This window comes from Streptomyces sp. JLYT201, from assembly GCF_059448825.1.
This window is the reverse complement of record NZ_CM182551.1, coordinates 2,148,682-2,170,867: the sequence shown is the minus strand read 5'-3', so window position 1 is coordinate 2,170,867 and position 22,186 is coordinate 2,148,682. Positions and strand designations below refer to the sequence as shown.

General features: G+C 72.6%; 17 protein-coding genes. 7 read left to right on the top strand and 10 right to left on the bottom strand.

Going from position 1 to position 22,186, the window contains the following annotated elements:
- Positions 1-31 precede the first annotated feature (31 nt).
- Both AC5WAM_RS08470 and AC5WAM_RS08465 read right to left on the bottom strand, forming a co-directional pair.
- Positions 32-670, bottom strand: a complete 639-nt coding sequence (locus tag AC5WAM_RS08470; RefSeq protein ID WP_366793357.1) for a 3-oxoacid CoA-transferase subunit B — start codon at positions 668-670, stop codon at positions 32-34.
- Positions 670-1,425 (bottom strand): CoA transferase subunit A, encoded by a 756-nt coding sequence (locus tag AC5WAM_RS08465; RefSeq protein WP_366793356.1) that lies wholly within the window; start codon positions 1,423-1,425, stop codon positions 670-672. Before AC5WAM_RS08465 ends, AC5WAM_RS08470 begins: the two co-directional genes overlap by 1 nt.
- A gap of 162 nt (positions 1,426-1,587) precedes the next feature.
- Here AC5WAM_RS08465 and AC5WAM_RS08460 point away from each other — a divergent pair, with 162 nt between their 5' ends.
- Entirely contained in the window at positions 1,588-2,043 is a 456-nt protein-coding gene (locus AC5WAM_RS08460) for a MarR family winged helix-turn-helix transcriptional regulator (RefSeq protein ID WP_495522171.1), read from the top strand.
- Positions 2,044-2,055: 12 nt separating this feature from the next.
- On the opposite strand, the gene AC5WAM_RS08455 is transcribed toward AC5WAM_RS08460, so the two are convergent.
- The 3 genes from AC5WAM_RS08455 to AC5WAM_RS08445 form a co-directional block, all read right to left on the bottom strand.
- Positions 2,056-3,021, bottom strand: coding sequence for a DUF3048 domain-containing protein (locus tag AC5WAM_RS08455; protein ID WP_495522170.1), 966 nt, complete (start codon positions 3,019-3,021; stop codon positions 2,056-2,058).
- A gap of 29 nt (positions 3,022-3,050) precedes the next feature.
- Positions 3,051-4,835, bottom strand: coding sequence for a hydroxysqualene dehydroxylase (locus tag AC5WAM_RS08450; protein WP_495522169.1), 1,785 nt, complete (start codon positions 4,833-4,835; stop codon positions 3,051-3,053).
- Positions 4,836-4,993: 158 nt separating this feature from the next.
- Positions 4,994-6,067: an ATP-dependent DNA ligase gene (locus AC5WAM_RS08445; protein ID WP_366793352.1), complete on the bottom strand. Its 1,074-nt coding sequence runs from the start codon at positions 6,065-6,067 to the stop codon at positions 4,994-4,996.
- Positions 6,068-6,142: 75 nt separating this feature from the next.
- On the opposite strand from AC5WAM_RS08445, the gene ligD reads away from it, so the two are divergent.
- A complete protein-coding gene (ligD, locus tag AC5WAM_RS08440; protein ID WP_366793351.1) occupies positions 6,143-7,165 on the top strand; it encodes a non-homologous end-joining DNA ligase in 1,023 nt (340 codons plus the stop codon).
- Between the two features lie 21 nt (positions 7,166-7,186).
- On the opposite strand, the gene AC5WAM_RS08435 is transcribed toward ligD, so the two are convergent.
- Both AC5WAM_RS08435 and AC5WAM_RS08430 read right to left on the bottom strand, forming a co-directional pair.
- Positions 7,187-9,412 carry an OmpL47-type beta-barrel domain-containing protein gene (locus tag AC5WAM_RS08435; RefSeq protein ID WP_495522168.1) on the bottom strand — a complete coding sequence of 742 codons (2,226 nt, stop codon included), beginning with the start codon at positions 9,410-9,412 and terminating at the stop codon, positions 7,187-7,189.
- Positions 9,409-11,865 carry a ThuA domain-containing protein gene (locus AC5WAM_RS08430; protein ID WP_495522167.1) on the bottom strand — a complete coding sequence of 819 codons (2,457 nt, stop codon included), beginning with the start codon at positions 11,863-11,865 and terminating at the stop codon, positions 9,409-9,411. Before AC5WAM_RS08430 ends, AC5WAM_RS08435 begins: the two co-directional genes overlap by 4 nt.
- Before the next feature lie 324 nt (positions 11,866-12,189).
- Here AC5WAM_RS08430 and AC5WAM_RS08425 point away from each other — a divergent pair, with 324 nt between their 5' ends.
- Positions 12,190-13,209: a multicopper oxidase domain-containing protein gene (locus tag AC5WAM_RS08425; protein WP_495522166.1), complete on the top strand. Its 1,020-nt coding sequence runs from the start codon at positions 12,190-12,192 to the stop codon at positions 13,207-13,209.
- 38 nt (positions 13,210-13,247) lie between these two features.
- Here AC5WAM_RS08425 and AC5WAM_RS08420 read toward each other — a convergent pair whose 3' ends face one another.
- A complete protein-coding gene (locus tag AC5WAM_RS08420; protein ID WP_495522165.1) occupies positions 13,248-13,766 on the bottom strand; it encodes an RICIN domain-containing protein in 519 nt (172 codons plus the stop codon).
- 163 nt (positions 13,767-13,929) lie between these two features.
- Between AC5WAM_RS08420 and AC5WAM_RS08415 the strand changes: the two genes are divergently transcribed.
- The 3 genes from AC5WAM_RS08415 (at position 13,930) to AC5WAM_RS08405 (ending at position 17,536) form a co-directional block, all read left to right on the top strand.
- Positions 13,930-15,021: a LacI family DNA-binding transcriptional regulator gene (locus AC5WAM_RS08415; RefSeq protein ID WP_495522164.1), complete on the top strand. Its 1,092-nt coding sequence runs from the start codon at positions 13,930-13,932 to the stop codon at positions 15,019-15,021.
- A 240-nt stretch (positions 15,022-15,261) separates the two neighbouring features.
- A complete protein-coding gene (locus AC5WAM_RS08410; protein WP_495522163.1) occupies positions 15,262-16,023 on the top strand; it encodes an SDR family oxidoreductase in 762 nt (253 codons plus the stop codon).
- Positions 16,024-16,378: 355 nt separating this feature from the next.
- Complete coding sequence (locus tag AC5WAM_RS08405) at positions 16,379-17,536, top strand: acyltransferase family protein (RefSeq protein ID WP_495522162.1); 1,158 nt, start codon at positions 16,379-16,381, stop codon at positions 17,534-17,536.
- Between the two features lie 67 nt (positions 17,537-17,603).
- On the opposite strand, the gene AC5WAM_RS08400 is transcribed toward AC5WAM_RS08405, so the two are convergent.
- Complete coding sequence (locus AC5WAM_RS08400; protein WP_495522161.1) at positions 17,604-18,827, bottom strand: glycoside hydrolase family 64 protein; 1,224 nt, start codon at positions 18,825-18,827, stop codon at positions 17,604-17,606.
- 451 nt (positions 18,828-19,278) lie between these two features.
- Between AC5WAM_RS08400 and AC5WAM_RS08395 the strand changes: the two genes are divergently transcribed.
- Positions 19,279-19,539 (top strand): WhiB family transcriptional regulator, encoded by a 261-nt coding sequence (locus AC5WAM_RS08395; protein ID WP_030668194.1) that lies wholly within the window; start codon positions 19,279-19,281, stop codon positions 19,537-19,539.
- A gap of 39 nt (positions 19,540-19,578) precedes the next feature.
- On the opposite strand, the gene AC5WAM_RS08390 is transcribed toward AC5WAM_RS08395, so the two are convergent.
- Positions 19,579-22,050: a glucosidase family protein gene (locus AC5WAM_RS08390; RefSeq protein WP_495522160.1), complete on the bottom strand. Its 2,472-nt coding sequence runs from the start codon at positions 22,048-22,050 to the stop codon at positions 19,579-19,581.
- Positions 22,051-22,186: the final 136 nt, after the last annotated feature.

The following is a 22,186-nucleotide window of genomic DNA, read 5'->3' as shown; positions in this document are numbered from 1 at the left end:
CGCTCCCTTCCGGACCGGTCGGGGCCGGTCCTCACGCGCCGGGGACGCGCACCTTCGCCGCCGTCCGCGCGACGATCTCGGTGACGCCGACTCCCGGCGCGCACTCGGTCAACTGAAGTCCGTCCTCGGTGACGTCGAAGACCCCGAGGTCCGTGATGACGCGGTGCACGCACCGCCTGCCGGTGAGCGGCAGGTCGCACTCCTGCACGAGCTTGGGCGAGCCGTCCTTGGCGGTGTGGGCCATCGTCACGATCACCCGGCGGGCGCCGTGCACCAGGTCCATCGCCCCGCCGATCCCCGTCACGAGCCGCCCGGGGACCGCCCAGTTGGCGAGGTCCCCGCGCGCGGAGACCTGCATCGCGCCCAGGACCGCCACGTCGAGGTGGCCGCCGCGGATCATCCCGAACGACAGCGCCGAGTCGAAGTACGCCGCCCCGGGCAGCGCCGTCACGGTCTCCTTGCCCGCGTTGATCAGGTCCGGGTCGACCGCGTCCGCCGCGGGGTAGGGGCCGACGCCCAGGACGCCGTTCTCGGACTGCACGACGACCTCCACGCCCGGCGGCAGGAAGCCCGGGATCAGCGTCGGCAGGCCGATGCCCAGATTGACGTACTGGCCGTCCCGCAGCTCGCCCGCCGCCCGGGCCGCCACCTGCTCGCGGGTCCACGCCATCAGCCGCTCACCGTCCGCTTCTCGACGCGCTTGGCGGCGGCCTCGCGCGGGCCGAGGGCGACGACGCGGTGCACGAAGACGCCCGGCAGGTGCACCCCGTCCGGGTCGATGGCGCCGGGCTCCACCAGCTCCTCCACCTCCGCGACGGTGACCCGTCCCGCCATCGCGGCCAGCGGGTTGAAGTTGCGGCTCGCCTTGGCGAACACCAGGTTGCCGTGCCGGTCGCCGCGGGCCGCCCGCACCAGGGCGAAGTCGGTGCGGATGCCGTGCTCCAGGACGTGCGGCACGCCGTCGAACTCCCGCGTCTCCTTGGGCGGCGAGGCCACCGCGACCCCGCCCGCGGCGTCGTACCGCCAGGGGATCCCGCCGTCGGCGACCTGCGTGCCCACTCCGGCCGGGGTGTAGAAGGCGGGGATGCCGCAGCCTCCCGCGCGCAGGCGCTCCGCGAGGGTGCCCTGCGGGATCAGCTCCACCTCCAGTTCGCCCGCCAGGTACTGGCGCGCGAACTCTGCGTTGCCGCCGATGTACGAGGCCGTCACGCGCGCGATGCGGTGCGCCGCGAGCAGCGCGGCCAGGCCCGTGCCGAGCGCGCCGCAGTTGTTCGACACCACGCGCAGGTCCGTGGTCCCGCGCCGGTGCAGCGCCTCGATCAGGACGTTCGGCACGCCGCTGAGCCCGAAGCCGCCGACCGCGAGGGACGCGCCGTCCCGCACGTCGGCCACCGCCGCCGCGGCCGTGGCGACCACCTTGTCCATCCGGGCAGCCTCATCTCCCTGCGATCGTCAGCACACTGACTACTGCCATCTGCCGTCCCCTGAACTCAAGTTCACGCTGCCACCGACCCGTAGGGCCGTCAAGGCTGCCTCAGGTCGGCTATCGTTCAGTGCACGAACTGTCGCGTCAGGGAGGGGGCCGCCATGGCCGCGGTGGATCTGACCAGCCATCCGGGGCACCTCGCCCGCCGCCTCCAGCAGGCCCACCACCTGCTGTGGACCACGATGGTCTCGGAGGAGACCACGTCCTCCCAGTTCGCGGTCCTCAACAGCCTGGTCGCCGAGCCCGGCCTCGATCAGCGCGGCGTCGGCGAGCGCGTGGGCCTGGACCGGTCGACCGTCGCCGAGGTCATCAGCAGGCTCAGCCGCCGCGGCCTCGTCGACAAGGTCCGCGACCCGCAGGACGGCCGCCGCGCCCTGCTGCGGCTCACCCCCGAAGGGCGGAGCGTCCACCGCAAGCTGACGGTGCGCACGGCCCGGATGAACCAGATCTTCCTCGCCCCGCTGAACGACGAGGAGCGCAGGCTGTTCCTCGGCCTGGCCCAGCGGGTCGCGGACGCCGCCGAGCACCTGCGGTCGGCGCCCCTGACGCCCTCCTGAGCGCCACCGCGCTCACGCCTGGGTGAACACCACCCACACCGGCCCCTTCGCGAACGCGAGCGGCTTGCCGTCGCGGGTCGTGAACGTGGTGCCGTCCTGTGCCGCGTCCCGGCGCCAGCGCGCCTCGTACGCGCGCCCGTCCCGCAGCACCCGCGCGCTGCCCGAGCCGACCGTGCGGCTGAACGGCGACGCGCTGCCCGAGCGGTCGTGGAAGCGCGAGTCGCGGATGTCGACGCGCTGCTCGACCACCGTGGCGGCGCCGAGCGCGGCCCCCGACGCGGTACGGGCGGGCGTGCCGTCCATCGCGATGTGCCAGCGCCCCTCGTACTCGACCCAGGTGAAGGCGAAGCGCGCGGAGGGAAAGCGCAGCGTGAGCCGGTTCGTGGGCGTGCCGCCCGCCGGGCGCGGCCCGAACCGGAAGCCCGTGCTCTCCAGGCCCTCGGCCGACACCCGGGCGCCCAGCGCGTCCGGGCGGACGTAGAGGTTGTGCGGCGCGGGCTTCGCGCCGCCCCGGTAGTAGGCCCGGCCGGGCGCCCCGTCCGGGGGCAGGGCGCGCAGCGGGGCCGCGTCGATCAACGGGAGCAGCTTCGACTGCGCCCCGGAGAACGCGAGCGCCGGGTCGTCGAACTGGCGCAGCAGCTCCAGGTCCGTCTCCCGGGCGCTGCGCACCGGCCCCACCACGGGCGGCAGCCGGCGCGCGTAGAGGGCCATCAGGCGGCTCAGCCCGGCCTCCACCCGCTCCACGTACACGACGTCCGCCGCCTCCAGGCCGGTCTGCGGGCGCGCGGGGCCCACGTTGTCGACCTTCACGGCGAGCACCCGGCCGCCCTCGTCCCGGCCGCTCGGCCGCCCGTCCGTGCCCGCCCTGTCGAGGGTGCAGGCGGGCGCGAGCGCGGCGAGCGCCAGTGCGGCGACCGCCGCACGCCATCCCCGCGCGCCTCGCGCCGTCGTGTGCCCCACGCGTGTTCGCCGTTCCATGCCCGGGACGTACCCGCATCCGGCCGTGGTCAGCCCAGGTCGAAGGCGTTCCGCAGACCGAGGCGGTAGCGGGTGCGGTCGGCGCGCTTGAGCCCTTCGAGCTCCGGAGGGCGGTAGCGGGACGTCACCGTGCACCGCCGCGCGCTGGAACCCACCCGGTCCAGGAGGGCGTTGACGGCCTGGCGTGCGGCCGCGTTGGCGCCCTCCATGGTGGCCAGGTCGATGTCCACGGCCACGTAGTCGCCCGCCAGGAAGAAGTTGGGGATCTTCGTCGCGGCCGACGGGCGGTTGTGCAGCGTGCCCACCGGGTGGATCAGGAGCTCGTCGTCGTTGCGCGGATTCGGGCCGCCGGTGCCGTCGACGCCCGGGTCCAGGTGCCAGGAGTGCAGCTTGCCGTCGGTCAGGACCTGCTTGCCGGTGTCGTTGAGATGGGCCTTCAGCTGGGCCCACACCTCGCGTGCGATCTCCTCGCGCGTGCAGTTCTTCGCCGTCTTGCCGTACAGGATCCCCGGCTTGTCCCACTCGGAGACGTCCACCGACAGACAGTCCACCGCGACGCCGTCGCCGTAATCGGCGGGGAAGTCACGGCCCTTCCAGTGGGCGGCCTGGGCGATGCCCGTGAGCGACCAGGGCGAGTCGATGCAGTTGAAGTGCCCGTCGACGACTTTCGGCCGCTCGGTCAGATAGAACTGGATGCCCGTCATCCAGTCCGTGCGCAGCTTGTCGCAGCGGGCCAGCTGCGGATCCGCCGCGCGCAGCGCGGCGCCCCACGTCCTGCGGGCGTGCTCCACCGGCATGGCCTGCACGTAGTGGTCGGCGGTGACGTCCTGACGGACGCCTTGGCCGTCCTCGATCACCGCCTTGGTCACCCGGCCGTCGCCGTACGCGACCTCGCGCACGGTCCAGCCGACGCGGAACTCCACGCCGAGGGACTTCAGATGCGCCACCCACGGGTCGATCCACGCCTCGTTGGTCGGCGCGTTCAGGATGCGGTCGGGCGGGCCGTCCGCGCCCCGGCCCAGGGCGTTGAACACGAAGGCCTCGCCGAGCGTCCCGACGGTACGGGTGCTCGCGACCTCCGCCTTCGTCGCGACGATGTTGCGCGTCACGCCGATCGCGAGGATGCGCTGGTAGTCGTACGACATGTCCTTGGCGCGCACGAAGTCCCACCAGGGCTTGGCCTCCCACTGGTCGTCGCGGCGCTCGTCGCAGCTGGTGAGGAAGACCAGGGCGCGGTTGACGAAGTACGCGATCTCGTGCGCGGGGATGTGGAAGGCGGTGTCGAGGAACGCGGTGAGGGCGCGGGCGATGTCGTCGGGCGTCAGGTCGGCGGGCTCGCCGTCGCGGCCGGGGATGGGCAGCCGGATGTCCTCGCGGCCGCCCGCGCGGGTGAAGCTCATCTCCGGCGGCGCGATCAGGTTGTCCCAGACGCCGTTGCGGTTCCCGGGGAAGGGGATGCGGCGCAGCGTGTCCGGCAGGTTGTGGTAGATCCCCGGGATGAAGCGGAAGCCGTGCTCGCCCGGGAGCGGCTTGCGGGTGCCCCTCGCGCTGTCCGGCACGCCGAAGCTGCGGGCCTTGCCGCCCAGGGCGCGGCGCTCGTAGACCGTGACGGCGAAGCCGCGCTCGGCGAGTTCGTGGGCGGCGGTCAGGCCTGCGACGCCGCCGCCGAGCACGGCCACGGCCTGTCTGGCGCGCGGGGCCGCGCTCGCGGGGCCGGGTGGCCCGGCGAGGCCGAGGGCGGCCGCGCCGCCCGCTGTCGCCGCGCCCTTGACGAAGGTCCGGCGTGTGCTTCCCGATGCCTGCGGCCGCCCCATCGAGCCCTCCCCTTACCGTTGGTAACGCCTGTGTCAGGCGCGGAGCCTACGGCTGTGCTCTGCGGGGTGGAAGCGGGCGGGTGGGGTTGGCCGGAAAACGTCTGCGGGCGGGTGGGCGCCGCCGCTGCCGCGGCGGGCTTCTCCCACCGCCCGTCCCTTCAGGCGGGCGCCGAGCCAAGCACCTCCGCCAGGTCGTATCCGGCCGGCTCCTCCAGTTGGGCGTACGTGCACGACTCCGGGTCCCGGTCGGGGCGCCACGTGCGGAACTGGGCCGTGTGGCGGAAGCGGGCCCCGTTCTCCATGTGGTCGTAGGCCACCTCGCACACCCGCTCGGGCCGCAACGGCACCCAGGTCAGGTCCTTCTTGCCCGACCACCGGTTCACCGCCCCGGGCAGCCGCGCGCTCTCGTGGGCCGCCTCGTCCGCCCAGGCCGCCCACGGATGGCCCGCGACGGAGTCCATCCGCAGCGGCGCGAGCTCCTCCATGAGCTGCTCGCGCCGCTTCATGGAGAACGCGGCGCACACCCCGACGTGCTGGAGCGCGCCCGCGTCGTCGTACAGGCCGAGCAGGAGCGAGCCCACGACGGGCCCGCTCTTGTGCGGGCGCAGGCCCGCGACCACGCAGTCCGCCGTCCGCTCGTGCTTGATCTTGTACATCAGGCGTTCGTTCTGGCGGTACCTGAGGTCGAGGGGCTTGGCGATCACCCCGTCGAGCCCCGCCCCCTCGTACCGCTCGAACCACTCCCGCGCCACCTGTTCGTCGAGGGTCGCGGGCGCCAGGTGCACCGGCGCGGTGACGTCTTCGAGCGCCTTGGCGAGCAGCCGGCGCCGGTCGCGCAGCGGGAGGTCCCCCAGGGGCTCGTCGAACAGGGCGAGCACGTCGAAGGCGACGTACGACGCCGGGGTCCGCTCGGCGAGCAGCCGCACCCGCGAGTCCGCCGGGTGGATCCGCTCGGTGAGGGCGTCGAAGTCCAGGCGCCCGCCGCGCGCGAGCACGATCTCCCCGTCCAGGACGCAGCGCTGCGGCAGCCGCTCCCGCAGGGCCTCGACCAGTTCGGGGAAGTAGCGGGTCAGGGACTTCGTGCCCCGGCTGCCGATCTCCACCTCGGGGCCGTCCCGGAAGACGATCGCGCGGAAGCCGTCCCACTTGGCCTCGTACTGCATGCCCGGCGGGATCTTCGCCACGGACTTGGCGAGCATGGGCTTCACGGGAGGCATCACCGGCAGGTCCATGATCCCGATTCTGCTCCGGGACGGGGGGAATCGCCCGATATGCGGGGTCGTGCGCGGGCGTCTAGCGTGGCTCGCATGGGTGGCGCGGGCGCGGCGGTGGAGCTGACGGCGGGAGAGCGGACGGTACGGCTCTCCAGCCCCGACCGGGTGCTGTTCCCCGAGCGCGGCTTCACCAAGCGGGACCTCGCCGCGTACTTCATCGCGGTCGGCGACGGGATCCTGCGGGCCCTGCGCGACCGGCCCACCACCCTGGAGCGCTACCCCGAAGGCGTCGGCGGCGAGTCCTTCTACCAGAAGCGGGCGCCCAAGAACCTGCCCGACTGGATCCCGACCGCCACCATCACCTTCCCCAGCGGCCGCACCGCCGACGAGATCTGCCCGACCGAGGTCGCCGCCGTCGTCTGGGCCGCCCAGTACGGCACGCTCACCTTCCACCCCTGGCCGGTGCGGAGCGCCGCGCCCGACCACCCCGACGAACTGCGTCTGGACCTCGACCCGCAGCCCGGCACCGACTACGCCGACGCCGTCCGCGCGGCCCACGAACTGCGCGCGGTGCTCGACGGGTTCGGGCTGCGCGGCTGGCCGAAGACCTCCGGCGGACGCGGCCTGCACGTCTTCGTGCCCATCGAGCCGCGCTGGACCTTCGTGCAGGTGCGGCGGGCCGCCATCGCCTGCGGGCGCGAACTGGAGCGGCGCATGCCGGACGCCGTGACGACCGCCTGGTGGAAGGAGGAGCGCGGCGAGCGGATCTTCGTGGACTTCAACCAGACGGCCCGCGACCGCACCATCGCCTCCGCCTACTCGGTGCGCGCCCGCCCGCACGCGCCCGTCTCCGCGCCCCTGCGCTGGGAGGAGCTGGACGACGCGGTGCCCCGCGACTTCGACCTCGCCACCATGCCCGGGCGCTTCGCAGAGGTCGGTGACGTGCACCGGGACATGGACGAGCACGCCTTCTCGCTGGAGGGCCTGCTCGAACAGGCGGACCGCGACGAGCGCGACCACGGCCTCGGCGACCTGCCCTATCCGCCCGAGTACCCGAAGATGCCGGGCGAGCCGAAGCGGGTCCAGCCGAGCCGCGCGAAGCACGACGACGGCTGAACCCGCCCCGGGGGAAGGCGCCTAAAGCTCCTTGATCCGGATGTCCCGGTACGACACCACGTCGGTGACCCCGTGGACCTGGAGGCCCACGTAACCGGACGCGAAGCGGCGCCCGTCCGTGCCCGGGTCGTCGCCGCGCGGCGGCTCGAAGACCTGGCCCCCGGTGTTGTCGAACTCGTTGATCAGGACGCCGTTGCGGTAGACCGCGTAGTGCTGGTCGACCACGCGGATCTCGTAGTCGTTCCAGGTGCCCTTGGGCGTCACGCCCGCGCCCGCGAGGCCGACCCGGTCGAAGCCGTACACCGACCCGGTCTTGTACATGTCTCCGTCGGGCCGGTCGAGGACCTGGATCTCATGGCCGTACTTGATGGCCACCCACTCCGGACGCGACTCCTCCGGGTGGTCGTACACCTGCGGGAAGCGCACGAAGACACCGGAGTTGGCGTTGCCGGAGCCGGGCGCGTCGTCCCGCCACTGGAGCTTCAGCGAGAAGTCGCCGTACTTGCGCTCGGGGAACCACAGCATGCCGAGCCCGCTCTTCGTGGTGCCCGAGGTCATCGAGCCGTCGGCGTTCAGGCCGAACGAACCGCCGCCCACCTGGCTCCACTTGGCGAAGGACTTCTGCGTGCCGTCGAAGAGGGGGCGGTAGCCCTCGGTCTGGCCGGGCTTGCCGATGCCGGAGTCCTTCGCCGCCTTGTTGATCTTGTCGTACTCGCGCAGATCGATCTCGCCCGCCCGCTTCAGGCGGTCCGTGACCGTCTTGACGTGCTTGAGGAACAGCGCGTGCGACGACCAGTCCTTCTCGTCCTCGATCAGCTCGCCGACGCGGCAGCGGTTGTTGGTGACCCGGTTCGGGATGCCCGTGTCGACCGTGCCCACGAACACCGTCAACCGCTCGTCGTACTCCGGGCAGTTGGGGCCCGGGACCCCGCCGCCCTCGTCGACGGTGAACGACACCGACTTCGCGGGCGCGGTGTTGCCCGCCTTGTCGCTCGCCCGGTACGCCACCGTGTGCCGCCCGACGCGGTCGGCCACCACCGGACCGGTGTAGGTCACATAGGGGCCGCCGTCGAGGGAGTACTCGACCTTGTCCACGCCCGAGCCCGCGTCGGTCGCGGTCACCGTGACCTTCGCCCGGCCGATGTAGGCGCCGTCGGAGTTCTTGTCGCCCTCGACCTTCGCCGAGGTCTCGGGCGGGGTCCTGTCCTCCTGCGGCGACGTGACCACCGTGAACTCGACCGCCTTCTCCGCGGCCGTGTTCCCCGCCTTGTCGGACGCGCGGTAGCGCACCCTGTGGGTGCCCACCGCGTGCACCATCACCGGTGCGGTGTAGGTCGTCCAGGCGCCGTCACCGAGCGCGTACTCGACCTTGTTCAGGCCCGAGCCCGCGTCGGACGCCGTCACGGTGACCGTCGCCATGCCCAGGTACTGGCCCTGGCCGTTCTGCTCGCCGCTGACCGTCGCCGAGGTCTCGGGCGGCGTCCTGTCGTCGGTCGGCGGCGCCACGACCCGGAAGTCGACCGCCTTCTCGGCCGCCACGTTGCCCGCCCTGTCGCTCGCGCGATAGCGGATCGTGTGGGTGCCGACCGTGTTCACCACGACCGGCGCGGTGTACGGCTGCCAGGCGCCGGCCCCGACGGCGTACTCGACCTTGTCGACGCCCGAGCCCTCATCGGTGGCCGTCACCGTCACGGTCGCCGAACCGACGTACGCGCCCTCGGAGTTGGTCGCCCCGTCGACCTTCGCCCCGGTCTCGGGGGCCGTCGTGTCCGCGCCCCCGCCGTCGGTCACCACGAGGACGCCCCGCATCGCCCCGTGCCCCGGGATCGTGCAGTAGTAGCGGTAGCGGCCGGGCTTGAGCGTCACCTCGGCGGTCCACTTTCCGCCCTTCTCGTCGTTCGGATTGGCGAGGAGGTTCAACGGGACGTCGTTGTTGTACTCCGGGTCCGAGACGTCGAACGTCAGCGTGTGCGGCATGCCGGTGGTGTTGCCGGTCGCCACGCTGTTCTCGAAGACGATCGTGGCCTTGCCCGCGACCGCCGTCGTCGGCGCCGACGTGTACTTGCTGATGTCGTTGTCCGCGGTCCAGGTCAGGGTCTGCTGCTGCGCGCGCGGCCCGCCCGGGCGCGCCGCCGCCACCGAGGTCAGGCCGAGCACCAGGGCGAACGCGGCGAGCACCGCCGCCCAGGCGCTCACGGGCCGCGCCCGCCTGCGCGCGGGCCCCGTCGTCCCGCCGTGCGCTCTCATCGTCCCGCCTTCCGTGCCAGGTCACCGGCGGCCGGGGTCGCCCCGCCGCCGGTGTAGGTCACGCGCCACAGCGCGGACTTGGCGTCCGAGGTGAAGAAGCCGCGCCCGTAGTCGAGGACGTACAGCGAGCCGTCGGGGGCGAACTTCCAGTCCATGAGGTTCTTGATGCGGTCGTTGCCCACCGGAATGATCTTGCGGAGGGACTCGGCGTGCACCGGCAGACCGCCCGTGCCGGCCGTCCTCGGGTCGGTGAGCACCGCGTGCCGCGGCTGGTCGCCGTCGTAGAAGTCGCCGACGAACCACTTGCCGTCCCAGTACGCGGGCCACTTGTCCGCGCTGGTGCTCGCCGGGTCGTAGCGGTAGACCGGGCCGTTCATCGTCGCCTGGCCGCCGCCCTTGAGCCACGGCAGGAGCTGCTGCTGCTCCGCCGTCCGGTAGCTCGGGACGCCGTTCGCGTCGCGCGGGTAGTCGATGCCGCCGCCCTGCGGGGAGTACCAGATGGTGTTGGGCTCGGCGGGCGGGATCTTCACCAGGCCGTCGTTGTTCGGCGACTCGTTGCGCAGGTTCTTGCAGTCGTACCAGCCCAGCGGCTTGCTCGGGTCGGGCAGATTGCGGTCGCGGTAGGGCTGGTTGTTGCCCATGCAGTACGGCCAGCCTCGGTTGGAGGCGTGGGTGATCGCGGCGAACGTGTCGTACTTGGCCGGGCCCCACGTGGTCGACGGCTCGCCCGCGTCGGGGCCGACCCAGCCCGCGTACAGGGTGTCGGTCTTCTTGTCGACGGAGATGCGGGCCGGGTTCCTGACGCCCATCACATAGATCTCGCCGCGCGTCTTGCCGCCGCCCTCGTCCGGCTCCTTGCCGGTGAAGAGGTTGCCCTCGGGGAGCGTGTACGTGCCGTCGGGCTCGGGATGGATGCGCAGGATCTTGCCGTTGAGGTTGTTGGTGTTGCCCGCCGTGCGCCGGGCGTCGGCGAAGGAGACGCCCTTGAAGTTCGGCTGCGGGTTGTTGCCGGAGTAGCCGTCGCTGAAGCCGGACGAGTTGTTGTCACCCGTGGCGATGTACAGATTGCCCTGGGAGTCCCAGGCCATCCCGCCGCCCGCGTGACAGCAACTGTGGATCTGCACGGGCCACTTGAGGAGCACCTTCTCGCTGTCCATGGCGAGCTTGCCGGACGCCTTGTCGTAGGTGAAGCGGGAGACGTAGCGCTCGCCCATGTGCGTCTCGCGGTTGATCCGGGCGTGCGGGGTGTAGTGGAGATACACCCATCCGTTGGACTCGAACCGCGGGTCCAGTTCGATGCCGAGCAGGCCTTCCTCGTTCTTGGTCAGCTCACCGCCGCCGCCCTTGTTGCCGAAGACGCTCACGGCGCCCGCGAGCGTCACCTGCTTCGTCCGCGGGTCGTAGACGTGGATCTCGCCGCGGCCCTTGCCGACGTCGGGATCGTTCCAGTCGGTGATCACCGGCCGGGAGGAGTCGGCGCCGCCGCGGCCGATGGAGAAGACCGTTCCGTCGGGGGCGGTCACCAGGCCGTGCGGCTCGCCGATCTGGTCGTTCTGGCCGGGCTTGTTGGGCTGGGTGAGGCGCTCGGCCCGGTAGTTGTCGGTGATGGCCGCCTTGCAGTCGGCGCGCACCAGACGGGTCGTCCACAGCAGGGCCCCGCGCAGATGCGTCCGGAAGTCCGTCTCGTCGTACGCGTCGGCCGTGCCGCCCATGCCGGTGTAGAAGGATCGGCCGCCGTCGTAGTCGCGGCACCAGGAGATGGGGTGGTCCCAGCCGTTCGCGCCCGCGCCCGGCTTGTACGTCGTCTCGCGCACCCGCGCCACGGTGTGGACGGCGCCCGACGGGTTGGTCTCCCAGTTGAGCCACTTGTCGGGGCGCTTCCACTCCAGGGGCAGGTCCTTGGTGGCCGGGCTCTGCCGGTCGCCGACCTCGACGGTCGCGCGCTGCACGGCCGCGGGGCTCTCGTCCTTCGGGCGGGCCCCGACCAGGCCCGTGAACCAGCTGGAGTACGGCTCGGCGCGGGCCGCGTCGTGCAGGCCGAGGAAGCCGCCGCCCGCCTCCATATAGGCCTCCAGGCCCGCTTCCTGCTCGGGGTCGAGCACGTCGCCCCCGCCGGTCACGAACGCGACCGCGTTGAACCTGCCGAGCCGCCCGGCGTCGGTGAACACCGCCGGGTCGTCGGTCGCCGTGACGGTGAACCGCTGGGCGGTGGGGCCCGACCCGCCGATCTTCTCGATCGCGGCGATGGCGGCGTCGACGACCGGTGACTCGTCCCCGGGGGCCGCTGATCCGTAGAAGGCGAGGACCCGCACGTTCGCGCCACCGGGGGGCGCGGGCAAGGCCCGTGACATCGTTGTCTTCATGGCTTCGGCGTCGCTGAGCGGTTCGGGGAAGGGGCGCGCGGACGCGGCGGGCCCGGTCAGGACCCCGGCCGCGAGCGCTCCCGCGGCCACGGCCGCCGCCCAGGCGCGACGGGTGGCTCTGTACCTGGATCTGCCGAACTCTCGTGTGGCTAAGGGTTGTTGGCGCGGTGTGAGCCGCATGAGAACACCGACCCCTCGTTGGTCACGACTGCGGCGACTACAACAACAGCGCGGTTGAAGCTAGCCCTCTTTCGACGGCTAGCCAAGAGCTATGACGTCACTTCACCCGAACTTTGTCCTGCCTGTGGAGAAACGGGTGGGCTGCCGCTAGCGTGTGGCCGAATCCGGTGCCTCGCGCGCCACGACCGTGCCTGACGCAGTGTCAGTTTCCATTCCACAGTGGGGGAGTTCGGCATGGACAGACGGAGCTTCAACCGACGGGTGCTGGTGGGCGGAGCGGTCGCGGCGACCGGGGTGACATCGATGTCGGCCATGGCGCCCGAGGCGGTGCCGGCCGAGAAGCCGCCCAGGAGGGCCCCGGCGGGCGGCGAGGTGCGCCGCGTCACGATGTACGCCGAGAAGCTTCCCGACGGGCAGCTGGGCTACGGCCTGGAGCGCGGCAAGGCGTCCGTGCCCGGCCCGCTGATCGAGCTCAACGAGGGCGACACGCTGCACGTCGACTTCGAGAACGCCACGGACGTCGCCGTCAGCCTGCACGTCCACGGCATGGACTACGAGATCTCCAGTGACGGCACCAAGCACACCAGGTCCGACGTGGCGCCGGGAAGGAAGCGCACGTACACCTGGCGCACGCACGTGCCCGGGCGCCGCAAGGACGGCACCTGGCGGCCCGGCACCGCCGGGTACTGGCACTACCACGACCACGTGGTCGGCACGGACCACGGCACCGGCGGCCTGCGCAAGGGCCTGTACGGGGCGGTGATCGTGCGCCGCGAGGGCGACGTCCTGCCCGACAAGACCTGCGTGATCGTGTTCAACGACATGACGATCAACAACAAGCCCGCCCACTCGGGCCCGGACTTCGAGGCCACCGTGGGCGACCGGGTCGAGTTCGTGTCGATCACGCACGGCGAGTACTACCACACCTTCCACCTCCACGGTCACCGCTGGGCGGACAACCGCACCGGCATGCTGACCGGGCCCGACGACCCCAGCCAGATCCTCGACGACAAGATCACCGGACCGGGGGACTCGTTCGGCTTCCAGGTGATCGCGGGAGAGGGGGTCGGAGCGGGGGCGTGGATGTACCACTGCCACGTGCAGAGCCACTCCGACATGGGGATGGTGGGGCTGTTCCTGGTGAAGAAGCCGGATGGCTCGATTCCGGAATACGAGCCGCATCATCCCCATGCCGGGGCCGGGGCCGGGGCCGGTGCCGGTGCCGGTGCCGAGCCGGGCGGGGCCCATCACTAGGTGCCGCGCCCCTTCGGGGCGCCCCGTGACGGCCGCTGTCAGCGCAGGAGGCTCCACTTGTACCGGGCGTCCTTGGGGTCCAGGTCGTGGCGGACCGTCACATAGGACGTGCCCTCGCGGTACGGCGTGCTCAGGAGCTTGCCGTCGTCGTGCGACACCCAGAACAGGTCGCCGGCCTGGTTGCCGTTGAAGTGCCAGAACTGGTCGACGTCGTTCGCGTCGCACCTGCCGAGCCAGGCGAGGCCCCAACCGGCCACGTCCGCCAGGCACGTGCCGGTGCTGACGGAGACGATCTGCCACGCGGGCTGGTCGGCCGGCTTCAGGTTCCAGCGCTGCCGAGGGTCGCCGAGGTCGCAGGGCGCGAAGGTGGCGGTGCCCTGGAAGGCGTTGGCCGGGTCGGCGGCGGTGGACATGCACAGGCCGTTGCCCGTGTTGCGGAACAGGCTCCCGGGGTCGGGCTCGGCGGCGCCCGCGGGCGCCGCCCCCGTGAGGAGGGCGCCGCTCACGGCCGTGACCAGGGCCGCGACCAGAGCGGTGAGCCGGCGTGAGACCTTCATCAGGGGGTCCTTCCGGTGGCGGTGGTGATCCCGATGCTGGGGCACGGCGCCGCGCTGCACCATCGCCGAAACGGGGGACAACGGGGGGCGCGAACCAGCCTGCGGGCCTGTTCCGGCGCGCTCCGGGCGCCGCCGCCGCGGCTATTCTGATCGGCAACCGCCGATGAGGAGTTCCGAGGTGAGCGAGGCAGGGGCGCGTCCCACCCTGGAGGCAGTGGCCGCGCGGGCCGGCGTTTCGCGCGCGACGGTGTCCCGGGTCGTGAACGGCGAGGCAGGGGTACGGGAAGTCCTCGCCGCGAAGGTCAGACGGGCCGTGGACGAACTCGGCTACGTGCCCAACCGCGCCGCCCGCAGCCTCGTCACCCGGCGCTACGACGCCGTCGCCGTGGTCATCGCCGAGCCGGAGACCCGGGTCTTCGCCGATCCGTTCTTCGCGCTCCAACTGCGCGGCATCAGCAAGGAACTGACGGCCCATGACGTCCAGCTCGTCCTGCTCCTCACCGAGGGGCGCGCCGACCACGCGCGCGTGGGCCGCTATCTGTCCGGCGGCCACGTCGACGGCGCCCTCGTCTTCTCGCTGCACCTGGACGACCCGCTGCCGGTCATCATCAACAGCGCGGGCGTGCCCACGGTGTTCGGCGGGCGCCCCGGCTGGACGGGCGGCGAGGACAGCGTGCGGTACGTCGACTGCGACAACCGCGGCGGCGCGCGCACGGCCGTGCGCCACCTCGCCGGGCTCGGCCGCACCCGCATCGCGCACATCACCGGGGCCCTCGACCAGACGTCGGCGGCCGACCGCCTCGACGGCTTCCGGGACGTGCTTCCCGCCGGGGACGCGCGGCTCGTCGCCGAGGGCGACTTCACGCCCGCGGGCGGCGAGCGCGCCATGCGGCACCTGCTCGACCGGTGCCCGGACGTCGACGCCGTGTTCGCTGCGAACGACCTGTCGGCCGCCGGTGCGCTGCGGGTCCTGCGCGCGGCCGGGCGGCGCGTGCCGGACGACGTGGCGGTCGTCGGCTTCGACGACATGCTGCCCGTGGCCGAGCAGGCCGACCCGCCGCTGACCACGGTGCGTCAGGACATCGAGGAGATGGGCCGTCTGATGGCGGCCATGCTGCTCCGCGGCCAGGACCGGTGCCAGGCCCGGGACGAGAGCTGCGTACGCCCGCGGGAACGGCCGCGGGGCGCCGACGACGTCGGGCACGCGGCGAGCGTGGTCCTGCCGACGGAGCTGGTGCGACGGGAGTCGGCGTAGCCGCAGGGGCGCGGCGGAACCGGCGTGGTCGAGGGGCGGGGCGGACCGGGAGCGGGCGCGGCGGGGACGCCGGAGAGCGGCGTTCCGCGGCGCCTGCCGAAAGTCTTCCGCGCATCCGGTCCGAAAGTTTTCCGCGCATCCGGTCACACTTCTCTCCCGCCAGGGGTCATAGCGATGACTCCGCCGATACGGCGGCAGCGCCCGGGAGCCCCTCCCGGACCCCACGAGCGAGGAGTAGTCATGGCGGCATCGATCCTGGTCACGGGTGGTACGGGCACGCTCGGGCGGCTCGTCGTGCCGCTCCTGCGGACGGCCGGGCACGAGGTGCGGGTGCTCAGCAGGCACGCCCACGCGCCGGGTGACGGCGTCACGTACGTCGCCGGTGACCTGGTCAAGGGCGAGGGCGTGGCGGAGGCCGTGGCCGGGGTCGACACCGTGCTGCACCTGGCGGGCGGACCCAAGGGCGACGCCGAGGCGGCCGGGCACCTGGTGCGGGCGGCCCGGGCGGCGGGGGTGCGCCACCTGGTGTACATCTCGGTCATCGGGGCGGACCGGGTGCCGCTCGGATGGTTCCGCTCGAAGCTCCAGGCCGAGCGGGCCGTGGCGGAGTCGGGCATTCCGTGGACCACGCTGCGCGCCGCCCAGTTCCACGACCTGGTGCTCACCATGGCCGAGAAGATGGCGAAGCTGCCGGTGCTCCCGGTCCCCGGCGGACTGCGCTTCCAGCCGGTCGACGCCCGGGAGGTGGCCGCCAGGCTCGCCGAGTTGACCCTCGGCGAACCGGCGGGCCTGGTGGCCGACCTGGCCGGGCCGAAGGTGTACGGCATGGGCGAGCTGAACCGCGGCTATCTGAAGGCGCGCGGCAAGCACCGCCTCCTGATGCCGGTCCGCATGCCCGGCAAGGCGGGCCGGGCCTACCGCGCGGGCGAGAACCTCACGCTGGAGGGCGCGTCGGTCGGCGAGCGCACCTGGGAGGAATTCCTCGCCGAACGCGTGCGGTAGCCGGTCCCGGCCCGCGTCCCGCGGGCGGTGCACCGGTGCACGGCATTCCGGATTCCTCCGGAGCCCGCGCGGTGAACTCGGCCGTCGGGACGGCGGTGTGGTGAACCCTTCTTCCGCTTCCGTGCCCTCCGTACTGTCGGCGGTACACGGGCCAGGAAAACGGCGGTACCGGGGACAGCGAAAAGGCCGGGAAATCTTGCGGCGGGGATCTTCAACCGTCAGCCTCTATGGACGACTTGAGGATCTCGGGTGACCTGCTCGGCGGGGGCCGCTCGCGGTTCGGCACGCGCGGGCCCGGCGGGCCCGCCACGGGCACGCGGTGCCCGACGGGGCAGCAGCAACCGGAGGATTTCCCATGACCACAGAGGCCGTACGTCCAAAACTGTCCAGACTTCCCTCCTTGAGCGGGATGCGATTCATCGCGGCACTGCCGGTATTCGCATTCCACGGGACCTCGGGGATGAATTTCCTGCGCGGTGACACCGGTGAGTTCTTCACCGACCTCTTCAAGGACGCGGGCACGCCGAGCGTGAGTTTCTTCTTCGTGCTGAGCGGCTTCATCCTGACCTGGTCGGCACGGCCGCGCGACACGGTGCCGGGCTTCTGGCGACGCCGGATGATCAAGGTCTATCCGAACCATCTGATCGCCTTCGCGGCCACCGTCGTGATCATGCTGCTCGCGTCCGACCCGTTCGAGGCGAAGAAGTTCTTCACCAGCCTCTTCCTCGTCCAGTCCTGGGTGCCGGAGCTGCCGGTGCTCACCGGTATGAACCCGGTGGCCTGGTCGCTGTCGTGCGAGGTCCTCTTCTATCTGAGCTTCCCGCTGCTCCTTCCGCTGGTGCGGCGCCTGTCGGTGCGCGGCCTGTGGGTGGCGGCCGGGGTGCTCGTCGCCGTCCCCTGGCTCGCGGTGCTGTTCGCCCAGAACGTCATCGACGGCACCCCGCTGGTGCCGGGCCAGCCGCTCACCCACGAGCAGCTGTGGTTCGTGTACTTCTTCCCGGTGACGCGCATGGCCGAGTTCGTCCTCGGCATCGTGGTCGCGCGCCTGGTCCTCGGCGGGTTCGTGCCGCGCGTCGGCCTGGTCCCGGCCGCGCTGTTCGCGCTCGGCGGCTACCTCCTCAACGCCCAGGTGCCGTACCTCTACAGCGTCGGCGGCACGGCGGCCTTCTGGGTCGCGCCGCTCGTCGTCGCCGGTGCGACGGCCGACGTGCGCGGGACCCGCTCGGCGATGCGCGGGCGCGTGATGGTCAAGCTCGGCGAGCTGTCGTTCGCCTTCTACCTGGTGCACGTGATGTTCCTGGTGTCGGCCCAGCGCTGGCTGGTCCAGGACATGTCGGACGGCGCCGCCCTCGCGACGTTCGTCGGCTGCTTCGCGGGGAGCCTCGCCGTGGCCTACGCCCTCTTCACCTGGGTGGAGTCGCCCCTGGTCCGCAAGTTCGGCAGCGCTCCGCGCCCGAAGCCGGCCCCGGCACCCGCCCCCACCGCGGAACCCCTCACCGCCGCGCAGGACTAGGCGGCCCACAGCGCGCGTGCCCCGGCCCTCCCCCATGGGGCCGGGGCACGCGTCGTGCGGGAGGGCGCTACGCCCCGACCGACACCGTGAAGCGGCGGGGGTTGCCGTCGTGGGCCGCGCCCGATACGTCCGGCTGGCCGTCCGGGCGTACGTCGTCGTACGGGAAGGCGTAGCCGATGGGGGAGCGGGCGTGCACCACGCGGGCCCAGTGGTTGGTGACGGGGCCGCGGTAGTAGTCGGCGGCGGTCGTGCCGTTCGGCTGGGTGGGGTGGGTCAGCATGAGGCCGCGGTTGAAGCCGGCGGCCAGCCGGGCGAGCAGGGCCTTCTTGTCGTCGGGGTCGGCGGGGTGGTTGGCGAACGGGCCGTGGTTGCAGGTGAAGACGTCCTTCGAGGACGGCTTGGCGAAGGTGTGGCCGCCCGTGAAGGTGAGCGTGCCGCCCGTGACCCGGCCCGTGCGGACGCCCCGGCCGCCCTGGAGGTCGATCCGCAGGTCGGTCGAGCGGTACTTCTCCCAGACCTGGTCGACGTAGGCCGTGAACAGGTCGCGGAACGGCATCTGGTCGGGGCGGTCGAAGTACGGCGCCATGACGTTCTGCGGCGAGACCACGCGCAGGACGCGCCCGCCGCCGCGGACGACCAGCCTGTCCCAGGGCTGCCCGTCCCGGCCCGCCTGCGCCACCAGGTCGGCGGCGATCCTGTCGACGGCCCCGTCGGGCAGCGGCGCCACGGTGTGCGTGGCGTCGCCCTCCAGGGTCAGGCCGATGGGCAGGGCGGTGACCAGGTCGACGTAGCTGATGTTCGCGTACAGCTGGGTGCTGTTGAAGGTGAACTCGCAGAACGACCAGGTGCGGCCGTAGTGGGGGTCGGCCGGGTCGGCGAAGGCGGGCTCGACGAGCGCGGGGCCCGGGTTGAGGAGGAAGTCCAGCTTGTCGTCGCGCACGAAGTAGACCCGGGCCCCATACATCTGAGGGAGCGTCAGAATCCGGGGCGCGGATCCGGCCGCGCCCAGCGGGACGGCGCAGTCGACGGCCAGCGGCGTCCGCGGGGCCGGGGGCGACTCCGGGCGGTGGACGCCGCCGTCCGGCCGCAGAAGCAGCCAGCGGCCGGTGCCGGGCTCGTGGCCGGTGACGTAGGCGCGGACCTGGCCCGGCAGGGACTTGTTCCGCAGGACGAGCTCACAGGTGGCGGGGGCCGCCTCGGCGCGCGGGCTGAGCGCGCCGCCCCGGGCGGGGTAGGTGAGGGCGCCCGCGGTGGCGGCGGATGACGTCAGGAACACTCTGCGCGAGATCACGGCATCTCTCTCCTGGCTGAAACGTGGGGGGAGTGGTGCAGGAGCGCGGCCCGGGTGCGCGGTGGTGCGTCGTGTGCCCGAGGTGCTGTGAGCGCCTCCGGGGGACCTCAAGGCGACTCAAGGTGCTCTTCACTGTCCCGGCCCCGAAATCGCGGCGTCAAGAGATGTGACTGAGAGCGCTCTCAGAATCTTCTCCGGCTTCACAAGGTGAGGGCGCGCTCGGCGGAGGGTGACGGGAATCCGACCCCGCGCGGTCATGGGCGGGCCGCCCTCAGGTTCTTGAAGCGACGCGGCGCGACGCGCCCGGTGCGCGCAAAGGTGCGACGGGGCCTTGCGCGGGCCCGTACGGTGGGTCATGCCGAACGGTCGGTCGCCCCTTGCCCCGGGGGCCCGTGCGCCGCGTTGATCGAACGTTGATCGGTTGTTTCGCGCTTTCGTCCACGATCGTCGCATGCACATTGACACCACGGTGACCGAAGCCGAACTGGCCTGGCAGGAGCAGGCGCTGTGCGCGCAGACCGGACCCGACTTCTTCTTCCCCGACCCCGGCAGCTCGGTGCGTGAGGCGAAGCGCATCTGCCGCCTGTGCGACATGCGCTCCGCCTGCCTCGCGTACGCGCTGGACAACGACGAGCGGTTCGGCGTCTGGGGCGGGCTCTCCGAGAAGGAACGGCAGAGCCTGCGGCGCGAGAGGGTCTCGCGCACCGCATGAGCGCCCGGCCGCGGCCCGCCCCGCCGCGGCCGCGGCTCGTCAGCCGTACGTGACCGTGAACCGCGCCGTTCCCGCGGGCACGTGCACGTCGTCGCCCGCGACCGGCAGGGCGCGCCCGTCCGCCGTGGCCGCCCGCACCGGGCCGAACCGGCACGGATAGACGTACCGCACGCCCTGCGGCGCTTCGGTGACGTCCACGGTCACCGTGCGCTCGCCCGCGTCGTGCGCGAGCCGGTAGCCGAAGGGGGCGCCGAACAGCGTCGGCGCCGCCTCGACCGCCACCGCCGCGCCGTCCGGCACCCAGTGCGGGCGCACGCCCGGCGCCACGTACACATGCGGGTCGCGGTCCTCGTCCGCCTCGAAGAAGAGGATGTCGCGGACGAGGAGCAGATACTCCGCCGCCGCCCAGCCGTGCGGGATGTCGCCCATGTACCAGTGGCGGTACGGCACCTCGCCGTAGTCGGAGGCGATGGGGAAGGCGTGCTGCTCGTTCCAGGCGCCGAGCGCCACCGCCCGGCCCTCGGCGCGCGGCGAGGCGGCGGCCACGGCCCAGCCGAGCAGCGCGTCCATCCGCGCCGGATCCCCGGCGAGCAGACAGGCGTGTGCCAGCTGCATCGTCAGATACGGCCCGTACGCGTTCCACGCCGCCTCGTGCCGGAAGCCGCCGGTGACGAAGCGCGCGTACATCGTGTCGAGGGTCCAGCGCGCCGCCCGGTCGACGTCGCCGCCCAGCTTGTCGCCCATGTGCAGCCGCAGCGGATGGAAGTACGCCGCCGCGCCGATCATCGTCGAGTCGAGCCGCCCCACGTCACCCGGCCCGGTCGGGATGTACGTCTCCCAGTCGCCGCGGCGCCGCTGCTCGGCCAGGACCCAGCGGATCGAGGCCGCCGTGGCCTGCTTCAGGTCGTCGAACGCGGCCCACAGCTCGGCCACCTCGGGAGTGCCGAGGCGCTCGGCGAGCCGGGCCGCCTCGTAGAGGCCCGCCAGGCCCCACAGGTCGTCCCAGTAGTGCGGCTTGTCCCGCTCGCCGAGGTGCTCGGCGCTCCAGCCGCTGTGCAGCAGGCCGTACGGGTCCCGGTTGTCGCGCAGCCAGCGCGCGGCGTCGACGACGTACGGCGCGTACAGCTTCGCGCCGAACGCGGCGTCGCGGCCGCGCGTGCGGTCGAAGCGGCCGATCGCCCACAGCGCCTGGCCGTTGCTGTCCCACTCGCGGTCGTCCTTCTCGTGCGGGCCGCCGTAGAAGCCGTACTCGGCGCACGGCCCGATCCGGCCCGTGCCGCGGTTGAACCGCAGCGGGTAGTGCGTGCCCAGCTGGTGCTCCGCCAGGGCCGTGTCGCCCACCAGCGAGCACGCCGTGGCCTCCACCGACGAGTCGCGGATCCAGAACGAGTCGTACACCGTCGGGCCGGGATGGATCTCCCCGTGGTCGGAGAGCACGAGCAGCTGCGCCCGGCACTGCCGGAACCGGTCCGCCAGATGCGCCACGGGCTCCGGCAGCTCGGGCCGCACGCCCTGGCCGAGGAGCTTCGCCGTCCAGAACGCCCGGTTCGCCTCCTCCAGGTCCGCGGCGGGCGTCGCGCGCAGCTCCGCCAGGTCGTCCGCGCCGCTGTACAGATCGACCGGAAGCCGCACGTCAAGGGTGAACGCCTCGTCGTCCGCGACCCGGAACGGCCACGCGAACGCCGCGCTGCACAACCCCGCCACCTGGTCCTGCGCCTGGAGGGCCGCGTTGAGCTTGCCGCCGGTGACCAGGTCGTGGAAGGGGCTGCGGACCAGATAGGCCCCGGGGTCGGTCGTGAAGTCGGGGTTGCCGTACACGCCGTAGTGCTCCGGCGGGGCGTCGAACACCGGGCCCCAGCCGCTGTTGGTCTCCACCCGTGCCTCGTCCGGCAGGTACCGCAGGAACGTCAGGCGCCGGTCGGTGAGCTGCTCGCCGCGCCGGTCGTGCCGCTGGAAGCCGCTCGGCCCCGCGGGCAGCACCGCCGCGCACAGCCAGCCCTCGCGGGGGCGCCCGTCCGGGCTGCGCACCGCGAGCCGGGTCACCGCCAGGTCCCGCTGCCGCGCGCCGACCGCGGTGGCGAACGTCCGCTGCTCGTACGCGACGCCGTCCGCCGAGCGGAACGCCGTCACCACCACGGGCAGGTGCGGCGCCTCGACGCGCTGCTCCACCGTGCCGCCCCCGGCCAGCTGCGGCAGCCGCACGGTGCCCGCCGCCGGGTCGTACAGGAAGAAGGCCAGACAGTACTTGTCGTAGACCGGCTCGATCTCGCCCGCCTGGCCGACCAGGGACTCCTGGCGGTGGTCCTTCACCCCCACCATGTGCCAGTAGCGGTACAGGGCGTTGGAGGCGAAGGCGGCCTCCTTCGACGCGTACGTGCCCTGGTCGAAGTCGTCGCTCCAGCGCCGGAACGCGGCCTGCGCCCACCACGGCACGGGGTGGGGCACCCGCGCCCGGTCCGCCCACCCGCGCCACATGACCTCGTAGAACATCCACTCGTGCGTCTGTGCCACGCCTTTCCACCCCCAGGGGCCGACGATGTGCCCAAGCGCTCCGCTGGAGTCACCGCGACGGGCCTGGGCCGTCTCTCGCCCCCGGATCCACCGTGGCGGTCGCGCGGTTCCCAGGGCCGCCGCTCAGGGTCTGTCC